Origin of the sequence: Epilithonimonas hispanica (genome assembly GCF_003385395.1) — a bacterium.
In the GTDB taxonomy this organism is placed as follows: Bacteria; Bacteroidota; Bacteroidia; order Flavobacteriales; family Weeksellaceae; genus Epilithonimonas; species Epilithonimonas hispanica.
The window spans coordinates 69,714-85,879 of sequence record NZ_QNUG01000003.1 but is presented as its reverse complement, the minus strand read 5'-3'; the positions used below and the strand labels follow the sequence as shown (position 1 = coordinate 85,879).

The following is a 16,166-nucleotide window of genomic DNA, read 5'->3' as shown; positions in this document are numbered from 1 at the left end:
ATGAAGAAAAGATTATTTAAAATATCAGTCGTTTTGCTGGCAGCTCTATCTATTTGGAGCTGTAGTAAAACAGAAAAACCATCAGATGCAACTATGGAAAAACTAAATGTTTCAGATTATGCGGTTTCTCCGGCTGGAGATTCTATCAAGCAATATACTCTGAAAAATAAAAATGGAATGGAGGCGAAGATCATCAATTATGGTGCAATCATTACATCTCTTACTGCGCCTGACAAGAACGGGAAATTTCAGGATATTGTTTTAGGATATACAAAACCTGAAGATTATTTCAACGGAAATCCTTACTTTTTTGGTGCTTTGATTGGAAGATACGGAAACAGAATTGCTAATGCTAAGTTTGAACTAGACGGTAAAACTTATGATTTAGACAAAAATGATGGTTCAAATCATCTTCACGGCGGTAAAAAAGGATTCTATACCAAGTTATGGAAAGTGGATGAGAAAGGTTCTAACGATCACACTTTGAAGTTGGATTACACCAGTGCAGACGGCGAAGAAGGTTTTCCTGGAAAACTGGATGTTTCTGTAATTTATACGCTTAATGATGATAATGCGCTTGAAATCGAATATTCTGCAACAACAGATAAGAAGACGATTGTGAATTTGACGCAGCATTCTTATTTTAATTTGTCAGGGAATTTCACGCAGCCTATCACAGACCACGAACTTCAGTTGAAAGCTGCTCAATATATTCCTGTTAATAATACTTTGATTCCAACTGGAGAATTGAAAAATGTCGCAGGAACACCTTTCGATTTTAATCAATCAAAATTAATTGGTAAAGATATCGAAGCGGCAGATGAGCAACTGAAATTAGGAAAAGGTTACGATCATTGCTGGGTTTTGGATGGAAAAGGGTTGAGAACGATTGGCTCACTTTACCATCCTGCTACTGGAAGAGTAATGGAAGTAATTACAACTGAACCTGGCGTACAATTCTATTCTGGGAATTTCCTTGATGGAAAATATAATACAAAAACGGGCGGTAAAAACGAATTCAGAACTGGATTATGTTTAGAAACTCAACATTATCCAGATTCTCCAAATCAGCCATCTTTCCCTTCTGTAGTTCTTGAACCAGGACAGAAATATGAGACAAAAACGATTTATAAATTCTCTGTAAAAAAATAACTATGAATTGGAATTCACACGAATTTATCTGGTTAGACTGGGTAATCATAGTAGTAGGAATCGTAGCAGTCGGTTGGGCTGTTTGGCGTTCTGTACAAAAAGATAAAAAATCTCAAGACGGGGCTAATAGTGAAGATTATCTATTTGGAAAAGGAGAACCTTGGTACATCATTGGAGCAGCAATTTTCGCTGCAAACATCGGTTCTGAACACCTTGTAGGACTAGCAGGAACTGGTGCGAAATCCGGAGTAGGAATGGCGCACTGGGAAATGCAAGGTTGGATGATTCTTTTGTTAGGATGGCTTTTCGTTCCATTTTATCAATTGATGAACAACAAAATGGGGAAAATCATTACAATGCCAGATTTTCTTAAATATAGATATACACCTAAAACAGGTTCTTGGCTTTCTATTATTACATTGATTGCTTATGTTTTGACCAAAGTAAGTGTGACTGCTTTTACAGGCGGAATCTTTATGGAAAGTCTATTAGGAATTCCGTTCTGGTATGGTGCAATCGGATTGATTTTGTTAACTGGAGTTTTCACCGTTCTTGGTGGAATGAAGGGGGTAATGACATTGTCTGCAATCCAAACGCCTATTTTGATTATCGGTTCTTTTATGGTTCTTTTCTTAGGATTATCTGCTCTTGGAAATGGAAGTATCGGAGAAGGTTGGACTGCAATGATAGAATTTGCTAAAACTCAAAATGTTGGAGCGGATGGCGTTGCTTATGGTACCAATCATATGTTCCATTTGCAAACCGGTGATCCTATGTATGATGACTATCCAGGTTTCTGGGTTTTCCTAGGAGCTTCCATTATTGGATTCTGGTATTGGTGTACAGATCAGCACATTGTTCAGAGAGTTCTTGGACAGCAAAAAGGCGAGGCTAATGATGTAGTAATGGCTCGTGCAAGAAGAGGAACTGTTGCGGCTGGTTATTTCAAATTGTTACCGGTTTTTATGTTCTTGATTCCTGGGATGATTGCTGCAGCTTTGGCAGCTCGTCCAGATAGTGGATTTGTTTTGAGTGATCCCGATACAGCTTTTGGTTCTATGGTAAAATTTGTTTTGCCTGCGGGTGTTAAAGGAATTGTAACGATTGGATTTATTTCCGCTTTGGTAGCATCATTAGCAGCGTTTTTCAACTCTTGTGCAACATTGTTTACAGAGGATTTTTACAAACCAATGTACAAAGATAAATCTGAAGCAACTTACGTAATGGTTGGGCGTGTAGCTACAATGGGTGTTGTTGTTTTAGGAATTGTTTGGATTCCTGTGATGAAAAGTCTAGGTAGTTTGTACGATTATCTTCAAGGGATTCAGTCTTTGTTGGCGCCGGCGATGGTAGCGGTTTTTGCATTAGGAATTTTTTCTAAGAAAATCTCACCAAAGTCTGGAGAAGTGGGGATGATTGTAGGTTTTATTCTTGGAATGGTTCGTCTCTTAACCAATATTTTTACCAACTCTGGAAAAGATGTAATGACGGGCACATTTTGGGAAAGTACAACTTGGTTCTGGCAAACAAACTGGTTGATCTTCGAAATATGGTTATTGGTTTTCATTATTGTATTAATGATTGTCGTTTCTATGTTTACCCCAAAACCTACGGCTCAACAAATTGATGCCATCACATTTACTGGTGATTACAAAGAATTAATTAGAAAAAGCTGGAACGTTTGGGATGTAGTAGCATCGCTTGGTGTTGTAGTACTTTGTGGATTATTCTACTGGTATTTCTGGTAAAAGAAATTTTGTACTCTTTATATTTATAAAAAAATACTGATCACTTTTGCGGTGATCAGTATTTTAGTAAAGTTTTTTTGATGTTGGAACTTTAATCAACGAATACAAGATATGATCAAAAAGTCTTTTGTCTTTTCTCTATTATCTTTATTCTATTAAAGAATTTATATTTTAAATAAGTAACCTTGAGACAATTTTTTGTGATATTTTTCCTTATCAAATCGGTATAAGAAAGAGCCTTTTCTGGAAGAAGTCATATCTTTTTCATCGGTTTTCACAAGGATATCCATACTGTTGATTTTGCTGATGAAGTTTCTTTTGTCATATTTCTCATCAAAAATAACTTCGTACAAAGATTGCAAATCTTTCATTGTGAATTTCTCTGGTAAAAGTTCAAATCCGATGGGTTGCGTAGAAGCGCGATATCTTAATCTAGTAACAGCATTCTGAACCATTTTGTTATGGTCAAAGATTAAATTAGGGAATTGTTTAAGGTCAAACCATTTCGCACTGTATTTTTCATTAATTCTGATATTTTCATCAGTGCTAATGAGCGCATAATAAGAAACCGAAATAATACGTGCGGTAGGTTCTCTTTCCAGTTCGCTGTAGCATTTAAGTTGTTCCAGGTAAATGTTTTCCAAACCTGTCAAAGAGGTAAGAACACGATTAGCGGAGTCATCCAGAGTTTCTTCTGCATTTACAAAACCACCAACAAGAGACCATTCTCCTTTCTTAGGTTCAAAGTTTCTCTTGACCAACAAAAGATTGAGATTTTCACCATCAAATCCAAAAATGATACAATCTACCGCGATAAGATGTTTAATATATTGTGAATAATCTTTTTTCATTAAATGGTATTAATTTTTTAATAATTTACAAATCTATAATTTTTAATTATTGAAAACCTTATAAATAATAAAATAAATGTTTAATTTACATTTATTAAAAATTAGGAAATGATTTTAATTCTAAAAATCATCTCTAAAATTAATTTTAAATCTCAATAATATGATGAATCAAAAAGTCATTATAATTTTATTGTTTGCTTTCCAATGGATTGGAGCTCAAAAAAACCAAAAATATCAAAAAATCTCATATTTCCAACTTCAGGATGTTCAACTGCTGGATAGCAACTTCAAAAACGCAATGAATGTCGATAAACAATACATTCTTTCACTTAATCCAGATCGTTTACTGGCGCCATATTTTAAAGAAGCTGGACTAAAAACAAATGCAAATAATTACCCCAACTGGGAAAATACAGGCTTGGATGGACATATTGGTGGACATTATTTATCTGCGCTTTCTTTGATGTACGCTTCCACGGGAGATTTCAAAATCAAGGAAAGATTAGATTATATGATCAATCAATTGGAAATCTGCCAAAATGCGTCTGGAAATGGCTACATTTCAGGAGTTCCCAATGGAAAAGCAATCTGGAAAGAAATTTCCGAAGGCAATATCCGTTCTTCTCTTTTTAGTCTTAATGACCGTTGGGTTCCTTTGTATAATATTCACAAAATCTATTCCGGATTGCGCGATGCTTATTGGTACACAGACAGCAAGAAAGCCAAAAAAATGCTCATCAAACTGACGGATTGGATGATTGCCACCACTTCAAAATTATCCAGAAATCAAATCCAAACTTTGCTCATCAGCGAACACGGCGGTTTGAACGAAGTTTTTGCTGATGTTTACAATATAACTGGCGACAAAAAGTATCTTAAATTAGCCAAAGATTTTTCACAAGACACAGTTCTTGATCCGCTTCTGGAAAAGAAAGATGTCCTGACAGGAATGCACGCCAACACCCAAATTCCTAAAGTGATTGGGTTCAAGAGAATTGCTGATATCACCAATGATCAAAACTGGAATCAGGCTACAGATTTGTTTTGGCAGAATGTGGTTCATAAAAGATCCGTTGCAATTGGAGGAAATAGTGTGAGTGAACATTTCAATCCGATTACAGATTTTAGTGGAATGATGAAAAGTGTAGAAGGTCCGGAAACCTGCAATACGTACAATATGCTGAAACTTTCCAAAGATCTTTTCGCGACTTCTGGTTCGTCATCGTATATGGATTATTATGAAAAAGCGCTTTACAATCATATTTTATCGACCCAGCACAATGAGAAAGGTGGTTTTGTATATTTCACGCCAATGCGTCCGGGACATTACAGAGTTTACTCTCAGCCGGAAACTAGTTTTTGGTGTTGTGTAGGTTCTGGTTTGGAGAATCACGGGAAATATGGAGAGATGATCTATGCCCATACAGAACAAGATCTTTTAGTCAATCTTTTTATTCCTTCAAAACTTAATTGGAAAGAGAAAAATGTGACAGTTACTCAAATCAATCATTTTCCAGAATCTTCCGATACTAAGTTGATTTTCAATTTAAAAAACAAATCAAAATTCAATTTAAAACTAAGAATTCCAGATTGGACAAATGCTTCGGAAGTCAAAATTTTAATTAATAATAAAGAATATCCAATCAATAAAGACCAAGACGGCTATTCTAATATTAATAGAACTTGGAAAAACGGTGATGTTGTCGTGATGCAACTGCCAATGCATCTTTCTGCGGAACAACTTCCTGATGGTTCAGATTATTACGCTTTCAAATACGGACCGATTGTTTTAGCGTCGAAGTATGGAACAGAAAACCAATTGGGATTATTTGCAGATGACAGTAGAGGAGGACATATTGCGCACGGAACACCAATTCCATTGAATGATATTCCTGTGATTGTTGGGAATTCTTCGTCAGTTTTAGAACATATCAAAAAAGAAAATACACAAGGTTTGAAATTCAAATTGGATGGAGTTTATCCAAAAGAAAAATTCAAAGATGGTTTGGAATTAGTACCTTTTAATACGATTCAGGCAGAGCGATATATCATTTATTGGCCTCAGGCAGATGAAGATAAAATTGAGGAATTGATGACTCAGAAAGCTAAAGAAGAGCAAGAACTGAGGAAATTAGAAAGCATTACAGAAGACAAGATTTCTTTGGGAGAACAGCAACCAGAGTCGGATCATTTCTTCAAAAGTCCCGATTCTTATGCAGGCTATTTTGATGAATATCACTTTAGAGATTCCAAAGCTTGGTTTAGCTATGAGATGAGAAATAAGAATAAAAAAGCTAAGTTTCTTTACATTTCTTATTTTGATTTAGATAAAAATCGCAGTTTGAATATTGAGATTAATGGTAAAAATATCATTTCTAAAACTTTGGATGGATCAAAAGGTGCAAGCTTGCAACATTTGGTAATTCCAATTCCACCATCTGAATACGACAAGGAAACGCTTATTGTGAAAATAATTGGAAAAGAAGAACAATACACAGCGAAAATTGTTGGAATAAGATTACTCAATCAAAATATCAACTAATAAATATCATTTGATTTTATTTCAAATATTCTTAAATAAAATTTTACCAATTGGAAAATAAATGTAATTTTAACACTTATAAAATTTAAACTAAATATTTATGAAATTTTTTATAGACACTGCGAATCTTGAGCAGATCAAAGAAGCCAATGACTTAGGAATTCTAGACGGTGTAACGACCAATCCATCCTTGATGGCAAAAGAAGGCATCAGCGGAAACGAAGCGATTCTTAAACATTACAAAGACATTTGCGATATTGTAGATGGAGACATCTCTGCAGAAGTTCTTTCAACAACTTATGAGGAAATGATTGCAGAAGGCGAAGTTCTTGCAGCTATTCATCCAAATATTGTGGTGAAAATCCCAATGATAAAAGATGGTGTAAAAGCCTTAAAATATTTTTCAAACAAAGGAATCAAAACCAACTGTACTTTGATTTTCTCTTCTGGACAAGCACTTTTGGCAGCGAAAGCTGGAGCAACTTACGTTTCTCCATTTTTAGGAAGATTAGATGATATCTCAACAGACAGCTTGAATTTGATTGAAGAAATCAGAGTAATCTTTGATAATTATGGTTTCGAAACTGACATTCTAGCAGCTTCTGTTCGTCACGCGATGCATATTATCAATTGTGCAAAAATTGGAGCAGATGTTGTGACTTGTCCTATCCAACCGATTTTATCTTTACTTAAACATCCTTTGACAGATAGCGGATTAGAGCAGTTTATCAAGGATTCACAAAAAATGCAATAATCGATTATGGCTCACGATATTTCAAAACTTCAAAGTATCGCTTCTCAAGTCAGAAGAGATATTGTAAGAATGGTTCACGCTTGTCAATCCGGACATCCTGGTGGATCGCTTGGTTGTACAGACTTTTTGGTTGCATTGTATTTTGATGCGATGAAACGTAAAGAAGGCTTCGATATGAAAGCTAAAGGGGAAGATGCTTTTTATCTTTCCAATGGACATATTTCGCCGGTTTTTTATAGTGTTTTGGCGCACGCTGGTTATTTTGACAAATCAGAATTAGCCACTTTCAGAAAACTGAATTCCAGATTGCAAGGACATCCAACTACACACGAAGGTTTGCCAGGTGTCAGAATCGCTTCTGGTTCTTTGGGACAAGGTTTGTCTGTGGCAATTGGTCACGCTATCGGTAAGAAATTAGATAAAGATGAGAACTTGGTTTTTAGCCTTCACGGTGATGGAGAATTACAGGAAGGTCAAAACTGGGAAGCAATAATGTACGCTTCTCACAACAAAGTGGATAACCTGATTGCAACTGTAGATTATAACGGACAGCAAATCGATGGACCAACTTCTAAAGTTCTTTCTTTAGGAAATCTTAGAACAAAATTCGAAGCGTTTGACTGGAAAGTTCTTGAAGTAGAAAACGGAAACGATTTTGAAGAAATTGTGAAAGTTCTGGACGAAGCAAAATCTCTAACTGGAAAAGGACAACCAATCTGTATTCTTTTGAAAACAGAAATGGGTCACGGTGTAGATTATATGATGGGAACGCACGCGTGGCACGGAAAAGCTCCTAACGATGAGCAATTGCAAAAAGCATTAGACCAATTAGAAGAAACTTTGGGTGATTACTAAAACTAATAACAATGAAAAAATATACATATACAGAAAGTAAAGATACCAGAAGTGGATTTGGAGCTGGATTGGCAGAATTGGCGGACAAAAATCCTGATGTTGTAGCACTTTGCGCAGATCTTATTGGTTCTTTGAAAATGGAAAAATTCATAGAAAAAGCACCGGAGAGATTTTTCCAAATCGGAATTGCGGAAGCGAATATGATCGGAATTGCAGCAGGTTTGGCAATCGAAGGTAAAATCCCATTCACAGGTACTTTTGCGAACTTTTCTACAGGTAGAGTTTATGACCAGATTCGTCAGTCGGTAGCTTATTCTGATAAAAATGTGAAAATCTGTGCGTCTCACGCAGGATTAACTTTGGGTGAAGATGGCGCAACACATCAGATTTTGGAAGATATTGGATTAATGAAAATGCTTCCTGGAATGACAGTAATCAATACTTGTGATTATAACCAAACCAAAGCAGCAACTATAGCAATTGCAGAACACCACGGTCCGGTTTATTTGAGATTCGGAAGACCTGTGATTCCTGTTTTTACAGATGAAAATCAAACATTCGAAATTGGAAAAGCTTGGATGGTAAACGAAGGGAAAGATGTAACAATTGTTGCAACTGGACACTTGGTTTGGGAAGCAATCAAAGCTGGAGAAATCTTGGAAGCAGAAGGAATTGATGCAGAAATCATTAATATTCACACCATCAAACCTTTGGATTCTGAAGCGATTTTAAAATCAATCAAAAAAACAGGTTGCATCGTAACTGCCGAAGAACACAACAGATTAGGTGGACTTGGTGACAGTGTTGCTCAGGTTTTAACGACAGAATATTACGTTCCTCAAGAATATGTTGCGGTAAATGACAGCTTTGGAGAAAGCGTAACACCAGCCGAGTTGATGGACAAATACGGCTTGAATGCGGAAGCAATTGTAAAAGCTGTGAAGAAAGCTATTTCTAGAAAATAATAGTGAAATTTAACAAAAAAAATTCCGGACTTTGATTCGGAATTTTTTTGAATTTTAGAAAAATAGAAATATTTCAAAGGAAAATCTGTTTACCAGTTAACCAAACCACTTTCCAGGGCTTTGTTATAATTTTCTTCATCAAAAGAATAGAGATCTGGAGCTTTGTGTGCGCCTCCGCGTCTTTGTTCATCCAGTTTTCTAAGTATTCCTAGATTCTTGATTTTTCGGTAGAAATTACCACGATTCAATTCTTTTCCTAAAATTACTTCATATAGTTTTTGGAGTTCAGAAAGCGTAAACTTTTCGGGAAGAAGATTATATCCAATTGGTTTGATAGAGATTTTTTCTCTCAAAGTCAACAATGCTTTTTCTATAATTTCTCGGTGATCCATAGCAATATCTATATTGCCCAATTGATCAAGATAGATCCATTCGCAAGTCGTACTTATTTCATCTTTTACCAATGTCGTCTGAGTTGGATTGTACAATGCAAGATAACCAATCGAAATAAACCTCTGCTTGTAGAAAAGCGTTTCATCAAAATCCTCATAATAAAATTCGCTTCTATTTTTTTTTCCAAAAGCTCCAAATTCTTCTAGATAGGCATCGGAAACTCCAGCCCGTTCTTTTAAATTTCTAACAATAGCGTCATCCAAATCTTCGTCCTTTCTAACATAACCGCCTGGCAATAACCATTTTCCGCGATAGTTCATTTGTAGCATAAGAACTTTTAGTTTGTTATTTTCAAAACCGAAAATGACGGGGTCTAGGGATAGATGAGGTAAATAAATTTCTTTTGCTTCATCGGAACGAAGCAAAATCTGCTGTTTAGAATCCATTTGTTTTTTTAAGGCTGTGTGAGCAAATTTAGCATTAATTTCAGTTAATATAAGAATAAAGCGTCCTAAGCTGTAAAAATGGTAAATCTTTTATTTGATTATCTCATTGATTCTTATTGAATCAATAAGATTTTTAATTTTAAAACCATTATAAGCTATTGATTATTAATTATTTATTGTGAATGTTAATTTTTCTTAATATTTATTTGTTAGTTATAAAAATTTAATGTACAATCGCAATGCTTCAATATGAAACATTGGTTTGTCATCATTGAAGTAGAGAAAATAATAGAATATAATAGAGAAATTTTTAGTACCACAAATTCGATTTCAGGCTGATATAATTCAGAAGTAAACTCCTTAAATATCATTGAGTTATTTACAACTTCATATTTTGATGTTGCTATATCTCTTGTTGTTTTTCAAAAGAAAATTAAAAATATATAATAGAGAAAATGAGAAAATCAACTTTGAAAATTTCAGCTTTAGGACTGATACTTTCATTTGCCACAGCTTTTGGTCAAGAGAAGACAGATAGTCTGGCTGTAAAAAACGCTTTGAAAGAAGCTTCAAAAACTCAGGAAGGTGTAAAAACCGTGACTTCTTCTAAAGAAGACAACAACAGAAACGTAATGCTGAATGCAACCAATAACACGAGTCCAAGAGACGTGAATATCGGTTTGCCGGCAACGGTTGGAGGTATTACAATTCTTGAAAATGACTTGCCTTCCGTTTACTTTTTCTGGCCGGAACTTCCCAACAAAACGTGGAGACAAAGTGTAGGTCTTGAAAGAACCGGACTTTTGAAAATGGACCAATTAGCGAACACAATGGGCGACCTTGGTTTTGCGGTTAACTCTTATTCTCAAACGGGAACTAAAGATTTTAAATTAAAAGGAAAGTTCACGACAAGTAATTTTGGATGGTTGCAAGGTGATGTTAATGCTTCCGGACCAATTTCCAAAAACGGTTGGACGTACACAGTTGGTGCTTTTGCGAATTACGACCCAAGTACTTTCAAGTTAGGATTCAACAGAAATGTAGACGAAACCAAGATTTTCAGAGCTGGACTTACCAAATATTTCAATGATGATAAAGGTAAAATCTCAATTTTATATAAATACGCAGATTCTTTCAATGTAGGAAACTACGCGGTTTTCCAATATGGAGCAGAAGGAAAAGTAACTGAGCTTGACAATTTCAGAATCGGTAGAGATTCTTATGTTGTGAACGATGGACAAATCAGAATGAAAGATATCCTTTCAGGTCAGGATTATTGGGCTGGAATGAGCGGAAAAGACAACAGAACTTCTTCTCACAACATCGATATTTTCGGGAATTATTTATTGAATAACGGTTGGAATTTCAAGTTCTCAACAAGAACGCATTTTGCAACAGCAAGAATGTCAACCATTATTCCTTTGAGTATTTTCAATGCTGATGCTTCTGCAGGTTATACTTTGGCTTCAAACGGTCAGGCTTACTCAGGTCCGGTTGGAACTCAGTTGGCGATGCACACGCCAGAAACTCCGATTACCAATATCGCAGGTCGTTTTTCATTAAACAAGCAAATCAGAAATCACAATGTGACGGTTGGTTTGTTGGAACAATATTATAACATCGATAAATTCACTTCAAACCGTTCGTTCTTCTTCCAGACTGTTGGTGCGCAACCTCAGAGATTGATTGGTCCAAATACAGATAGTTATGGATTCTACAATTATAACTCTGGAGGAGAATTCCACAGCGGAACAGAAAATAAACTTTCAGTTTATGCAAACGACGAGTGGAAAATTTCAGATAACTTCAATTTAAGCTACGGTTTACATTTAAGAAATCAAATCATTGACGGACAATATTCTACGACACCAAGAACACAAAATTTTGTTTTTAGAGCTAATGATTTCCAGAATATCAAAGAAAACTGGTTCCACGTTGCAGGAAGTTTGAATGCGACTTATAACATCAATAAAAACTTTGGGCTTTTAGCTAACTTCTTATATACCGAAGAAAACAGAAGATTGGAGAGTTATTCTCAGCCATTCACGCCAGATACAGGGAAAATCAAAAGTCCATTGGGAGCGTTTGGAGTTTTCTGGAATACCAATTTCATTCAGTTGATTTCTCAGGCTACTTGGTTGACGAAAAACGGATACTTGGGAAGATACAACCTTGTAAATCCTAGCAACACAACTCAGGTAAGCGTTGCTCAGGTAGATTACAGTATTCAGACTTTGGGTTGGACAACTGACTTTGTTTTAAAGCCTTTCAAAGGATTCAACTTACACTATTTGATTACGTTCCAAAATCCGGTTTACAAAGATTTTGCATTTGATGCTTTTGGACAGAATTACAATTATGGAGACAAAAACGTGGTTGGAGTTGCGAAAACATTAATGGAAATCGCCCGAGTTATACAACAGGGAAATTCAGATTCTGGGCTAGTTTCAGATATTTCTCTAAGCAATATGCAAGTATTACCAACGCATTGTATTTCGCTCCAAGATGGGAAACCTTCGGCGGTTTGAATTATACGGTTAACAAAAATATCAGTCTTGGCGCAACAGTTATCAACTTCCTTAACCAAAGAGGTGCAAGTGGAACCATCAACGGTGCCGAATTGATTACAGACGCAAGTCAATATTACGAAAGATTGTTGACTGGAACGTACATCATGCCATTAACAGGTCAATTCTCAGTAAGCTTTAATTTCTAAAATTTAAAAAATGAAAAGAACGGTTTTAAATGTTGCTGCATTATTTTTAGGAGTAACAGCATTTGCACAAAACATTCAGACAGTTACGAATTCTAAAGGTCCTGTTTTAGGATATTCTTCAGAATCTGGTGTTAAAATTCTGACGGTTGGCGGAAATAAATTTAAAGATTTAAACAGAAACGGAAAACTCGATAAATACGAAGATTGGAGACTTCCAGTTGACGAAAGAGCAAAAGATTTAGCTTCAAAAATGACAATCGAACAGATTGCAGGTTTGATGTTGTACAGCGGTCACCAATCCGTTCCAGCTCCTGCAGATGGTTTCAGAGCGGGATAATATAACGGAATGTTGTATAAAGAAAGTGGCGCAAAAGCTTCTGATTTAACAGACCAGCAAAAGAAATTTTTAAAGGAAGACAACCTTCGTCACGTTTTGGTAACAACAGTTGAATCTCCCGCAATTGCCGCACAATGGAGCAACAATATTCAGGCTTATATTGAAGGTTTAGGATTGGGAATTCCTGCAAATAACAGTACAGACCCGAGACATTCTGCAACTGTAACCGCTGAATTTAATGAAGGAGCAGGCGGACAGATTTCTCTTTGGCCAGACGGTTTGGCAATGGGTGCAACGTTCGACCCTGAATTGGTTAGAAAATTCGGAAATATTGCTGCTCAGGAATACAGAGCTTTAGGAATTTCAACAGCTTTATCTCCACAAATCGATTTAGGAACAGAACCTCGTTGGTACAGAATCGCTTACGTTTTCTCTGAAAGTCCGGAATTAACGGCTGATTTAGGAAGAGGTTATATTGATGGTTTTCAGACAACAATCGGAAATAAAAACGGTTGGGGAAACAAAAGCGTAAATGCAATGGTAAAACACTGGCCGGGAGGCGGACCTGAAGAAGGTGGTCGCGACGGTCACTGGGCGATGGGGAAATTTGCGGTTTATCCTGGAAATAATTTCCAAAACCACGTAAAACCTTTTACTGAAGGTGCTTTCAAATTAAATGGAGGAACCAAAGAAGCTTCTGCGGTGATGCCTTATTACACGATTAGTTTTAATCAGGATACTAAAAACGGCGAAAATGTTGGAAACGGTTACAGCAAATACTTAATCACAGATTTACTTCGTGGAAAATACAAATATGACGGCGTAGTTTGTACCGATTGGTTGATTACGGCAGACGAACCAAAAACTCCCGGCGGATTTGCCGGAAAACCTTGGGGAGCAGAAAAATTGTCAATTGCTGAGCGTCATTACAAAGTTTTGGAAGCTGGCGTTGACCAATTCGGAGGAAATAATGATAAAGAACCTGTTTTGGAAGCCTATCAAATGGGTGTAAAAGAACACGGCGAAAAAGCTTACCGTGCTAAATTTGAGCAGTCTGCAATTCGTTTGTTGAGAAACTTCTTCAGAACGGGATTGTTTGAAAATCCTTACGTGAACGTTGAAGAAACCAAGAAAATCGTTGGTAATCCTGAATTTATGAAGGCAGGTTACGAGGCTCAGGTAAAATCAATCGTAATGTTGAAAAACAAAGCGAATATTCTTCCAATCAAAGAAAGAAAAACGGTTTACATTCCGAAGAGATATTCTCCTGCAACGTTCAACTGGTGGGGAATTTATACGGCTCCGTCTTTGGATTTTCCTGTTGATATTAATCAAATTAAAAAACATTTCGATGTAACTGAAGACCCGACAAAAGCTGATTTTGCATTGGTTTTTGTGAAAAGTCCGCACAGTGAAGAAGGCGGTTATAGCGACATCGATGCCAAAGAAGGCGGAAACGGTTACGTGCCGATTTCTCTTCAATATCAAACTTATACGGCAACAGAAGCTCGTGAGAAAAGTATCGCTGCGGGCGATCCCGTTGTTGCACCAAATGTACACGACAGAACTTTTAAAAATAAAACTTCGACTGTTACCAACTTCACAGATTTGTTGACGATTGAAAACACTTACAAAGCAATGAACGGAAAACCTGTCATTGTTTCTGTAACGGCTTCAAAACCGATGATTTTCAATGAATTTGAAGGTCACGCTGATGCAATTTTGATGAATTTCAATGTGTCAAATCAGGCTGTTGTAGATATTGTAACTGGGAAATACGAACCTTCAGGATTGCTTCCTTTACAAATGCCTGCAAATATGGCGACTGTTGAAAAACAAAAAGAAGACGTACCTTACGATATGGAAACGCATAAAGATTCCGAAGGTCACAACTACGATTTCGGATACGGAATGAACTGGGCTGGGGTGATTAAAGATGCCAGAAATCAGAAATATCAAAAGTAAGATTCATCATAAAATGTAAAAATAATTGATGTCTTGAGACCGGACATTTTGTTCGGTCTCATTTTTTAATCGTTATAATATTTAAACAAAATTAATATGAAAATCAGATACACAATCTATTCATTAATGCTTGGCTCATTAATGTTTGCTCAGGAAAGCCTCGATTTCAGCGGAAAGAAAAACTTAATTTCTCCTGAAATCAACGGTCAGAATGTTACTTTTCGTTTGCTCGCTCCCAATGCGAACAGCGTAAAATTACAGGGAAACTGGTTTCTTTCAAAAGGAATGGAGCCGGGTTCTGTTGATTTACAAAAAGACAAAGACGGAATCTGGAGTTTTTCAAAAAATGATTTCAATCCAGATTTATATACTTATTCATTCATCGTTGACGGCGTAAAAGCCAACGACCCAAATAATTCTTATCAGGTTCGTGATGTTTCGTCGGTGATGAGTATGATTTTAATTGACGGAAAACAATCTGAAAATTACAAAGTTCAAAACGTCCCACACGGAACGGTTTGCAAAAGATGGTACAAATCAAACGGACTGAAAGAAGACAGAAGATTAACCGTTTACACACCTCCGAATTACGAAAATTCTAAAGAAAAATTCCCTGTTTTATACTTATTACATGGAATGGGCGGCGATGAAGAAGCGTGGATGACTTTGGGAAGAGCATCACAGATTTTAGATAATTTGATTGCTCAGGGAAAAGCAAAACCAATGATTGTTGTAATGCCAAACGGACACACCAGCAATTCCGCAGCACCAGGCGAATCTTCAAAAGGGTTGTATAAAATCGATATGAGAACGCCGGATATTTTCTCAGGCGATATGGAAACCTATTTCAAAGAAATTATGGATTTTACGGAATCGAATTATCGAGTAAAAGCTGATGCCAATAACCGTGCAGTTGCCGGACTTTCGATGGGCGGTTTTCATTCGTTGTACATCTCTGCCAATCAGCCGAAAACCTTCGATTATGTTGGTCTGTTTTCTCCTGCAATTCTTCCGCCAGACGAAAAGAAAAGTCCGATTTATCAGAATCTTGACCAAAAACTGAAAACCCAACAAACCAATTCATACAAACTCTATTGGATTGCTATCGGAAAGACAGATTTCTTATATAAAAATGTAGAAGAATACCGTCAGAAACTCGACAAAATGAATTTCAAATATCAATATGTAGAATCTGAAGGCGGTCACACGTGGAGCAATTGGAGAACATATTTGAACGAGTTTGTTCCGCAGTTATTTAAGTAAAATTTAAACAAAATAATTAACCACAAATCGAAGATTCGAGGGAGTTAAAAGTCACAAATGTATCAAGTTTAAATTAATACTGTTTAAAAGCTCACAAAACTGAAAATCTTTGATTTTCAAACTAATGTGTTCTATGGTTTCAAAGTAAGAAACTTAAAACTAATGTGAGTAATGTGTCA

General features: G+C 36.2%; 13 protein-coding genes. 11 read left to right on the top strand and 2 right to left on the bottom strand.

From position 1 onward, the window contains the following. Window positions 1–1,152 carry an aldose epimerase family protein gene (locus tag DRF58_RS01860; RefSeq protein WP_116032171.1) on the top strand — a complete coding sequence of 384 codons (1,152 nt, stop codon included), beginning with the start codon at window positions 1–3 and terminating at the stop codon, window positions 1,150–1,152. Between the two features lie 2 nt (window positions 1,153–1,154). Continuing rightward, window positions 1,155–2,900 (top strand): sodium:solute symporter, encoded by a 1,746-nt coding sequence (locus DRF58_RS01855; RefSeq protein WP_116032168.1) that lies wholly within the window; start codon window positions 1,155–1,157, stop codon window positions 2,898–2,900. 164 nt (window positions 2,901–3,064) lie between these two features. Here DRF58_RS01855 and DRF58_RS01850 read toward each other — a convergent pair whose 3' ends face one another. Continuing rightward, window positions 3,065–3,751 (bottom strand): NUDIX hydrolase, encoded by a 687-nt coding sequence (locus tag DRF58_RS01850; RefSeq protein ID WP_116032165.1) that lies wholly within the window; start codon window positions 3,749–3,751, stop codon window positions 3,065–3,067. Between the two features lie 160 nt (window positions 3,752–3,911). On the opposite strand from DRF58_RS01850, the gene DRF58_RS01845 reads away from it, so the two are divergent. The 4 genes from DRF58_RS01845 to DRF58_RS01830 all read left to right on the top strand — a co-directional run bounded on the left by DRF58_RS01845 (window position 3,912) and on the right by DRF58_RS01830 (window position 8,867). After that, on the top strand, window positions 3,912–6,293 hold the full coding sequence (locus DRF58_RS01845; protein WP_245955345.1) for a glycoside hydrolase family 127 protein: 2,382 nt from the start codon (window positions 3,912–3,914) through the stop codon (window positions 6,291–6,293). Between the two features lie 100 nt (window positions 6,294–6,393). Next, window positions 6,394–7,047, top strand: coding sequence for a fructose-6-phosphate aldolase (fsa, locus tag DRF58_RS01840; RefSeq protein WP_116032160.1), 654 nt, complete (start codon window positions 6,394–6,396; stop codon window positions 7,045–7,047). Window positions 7,048–7,053: 6 nt separating this feature from the next. Further along, the gene (locus tag DRF58_RS01835) at window positions 7,054–7,902 is read left to right on the top strand and encodes a transketolase (protein ID WP_116032157.1); all 849 of its coding nucleotides are present in this window, start codon (window positions 7,054–7,056) and stop codon (window positions 7,900–7,902) included. 11 nt (window positions 7,903–7,913) lie between these two features. Further along, a complete protein-coding gene (locus tag DRF58_RS01830) occupies window positions 7,914–8,867 on the top strand; it encodes a transketolase family protein (RefSeq protein ID WP_116032154.1) in 954 nt (317 codons plus the stop codon). 89 nt (window positions 8,868–8,956) lie between these two features. On the opposite strand, the gene DRF58_RS01825 is transcribed toward DRF58_RS01830, so the two are convergent. Beyond that, complete coding sequence (locus DRF58_RS01825; RefSeq protein WP_116032152.1) at window positions 8,957–9,706, bottom strand: NUDIX hydrolase; 750 nt, start codon at window positions 9,704–9,706, stop codon at window positions 8,957–8,959. A 455-nt stretch (window positions 9,707–10,161) separates the two neighbouring features. Here DRF58_RS01825 and DRF58_RS01820 point away from each other — a divergent pair, with 455 nt between their 5' ends. The 5 genes from DRF58_RS01820 to DRF58_RS01810 all read left to right on the top strand — a co-directional run bounded on the left by DRF58_RS01820 (window position 10,162) and on the right by DRF58_RS01810 (window position 15,987). After that, window positions 10,162–12,234 (top strand): TonB-dependent receptor, encoded by a 2,073-nt coding sequence (locus DRF58_RS01820; protein ID WP_245955344.1) that lies wholly within the window; start codon window positions 10,162–10,164, stop codon window positions 12,232–12,234. Then, the gene (locus DRF58_RS18680) at window positions 12,231–12,422 is read left to right on the top strand and encodes a hypothetical protein (protein WP_245955343.1); all 192 of its coding nucleotides are present in this window, start codon (window positions 12,231–12,233) and stop codon (window positions 12,420–12,422) included. The genes DRF58_RS01820 and DRF58_RS18680 overlap by 4 nt, the downstream gene beginning before the upstream one ends. A gap of 10 nt (window positions 12,423–12,432) precedes the next feature. Then, window positions 12,433–12,759, top strand: a complete 327-nt coding sequence (locus tag DRF58_RS18990; RefSeq protein ID WP_317124849.1) for a hypothetical protein — start codon at window positions 12,433–12,435, stop codon at window positions 12,757–12,759. 9 nt (window positions 12,760–12,768) lie between these two features. Beyond that, window positions 12,769–14,724 carry a glycoside hydrolase family 3 protein gene (locus tag DRF58_RS01815; RefSeq protein ID WP_317124848.1) on the top strand — a complete coding sequence of 652 codons (1,956 nt, stop codon included), beginning with the start codon at window positions 12,769–12,771 and terminating at the stop codon, window positions 14,722–14,724. Between the two features lie 96 nt (window positions 14,725–14,820). After that, complete coding sequence (locus DRF58_RS01810) at window positions 14,821–15,987, top strand: esterase (protein WP_116032149.1); 1,167 nt, start codon at window positions 14,821–14,823, stop codon at window positions 15,985–15,987. The last annotated feature ends 179 nt before the right edge of the window (window positions 15,988–16,166 follow it).

Excerpts from the sequence above, each read along its gene's own strand:
- DRF58_RS01860 (WP_116032171.1), top strand. The coding sequence starts at position 1 with ATGAAGAAAAGATTATTTAAAATATCAGTCGTTTTGCTGGCAGCTCTA.
- DRF58_RS01855 (WP_116032168.1), top strand. The coding sequence starts at position 1,155 with ATGAATTGGAATTCACACGAATTTATCTGGTTAGACTGGGTAATCATA.
- DRF58_RS01850 (WP_116032165.1), bottom strand. The coding sequence starts at position 3,751 with ATGAAAAAAGATTATTCACAATATATTAAACATCTTATCGCGGTAGAT.
- DRF58_RS01845 (WP_245955345.1), top strand. The coding sequence starts at position 3,912 with ATGATGAATCAAAAAGTCATTATAATTTTATTGTTTGCTTTCCAATGG.
- fsa (WP_116032160.1), top strand. The coding sequence starts at position 6,394 with ATGAAATTTTTTATAGACACTGCGAATCTTGAGCAGATCAAAGAAGCC.
- DRF58_RS01835 (WP_116032157.1), top strand. The coding sequence starts at position 7,054 with ATGGCTCACGATATTTCAAAACTTCAAAGTATCGCTTCTCAAGTCAGA.
- DRF58_RS01830 (WP_116032154.1), top strand. The coding sequence starts at position 7,914 with ATGAAAAAATATACATATACAGAAAGTAAAGATACCAGAAGTGGATTT.
- DRF58_RS01825 (WP_116032152.1), bottom strand. The coding sequence starts at position 9,706 with ATGGATTCTAAACAGCAGATTTTGCTTCGTTCCGATGAAGCAAAAGAA.
- DRF58_RS01820 (WP_245955344.1), top strand. The coding sequence starts at position 10,162 with ATGAGAAAATCAACTTTGAAAATTTCAGCTTTAGGACTGATACTTTCA.
- DRF58_RS18990 (WP_317124849.1), top strand. The coding sequence starts at position 12,433 with ATGAAAAGAACGGTTTTAAATGTTGCTGCATTATTTTTAGGAGTAACA.
- DRF58_RS01815 (WP_317124848.1), top strand. The coding sequence starts at position 12,769 with ATGTTGTATAAAGAAAGTGGCGCAAAAGCTTCTGATTTAACAGACCAG.
- DRF58_RS01810 (WP_116032149.1), top strand. The coding sequence starts at position 14,821 with ATGAAAATCAGATACACAATCTATTCATTAATGCTTGGCTCATTAATG.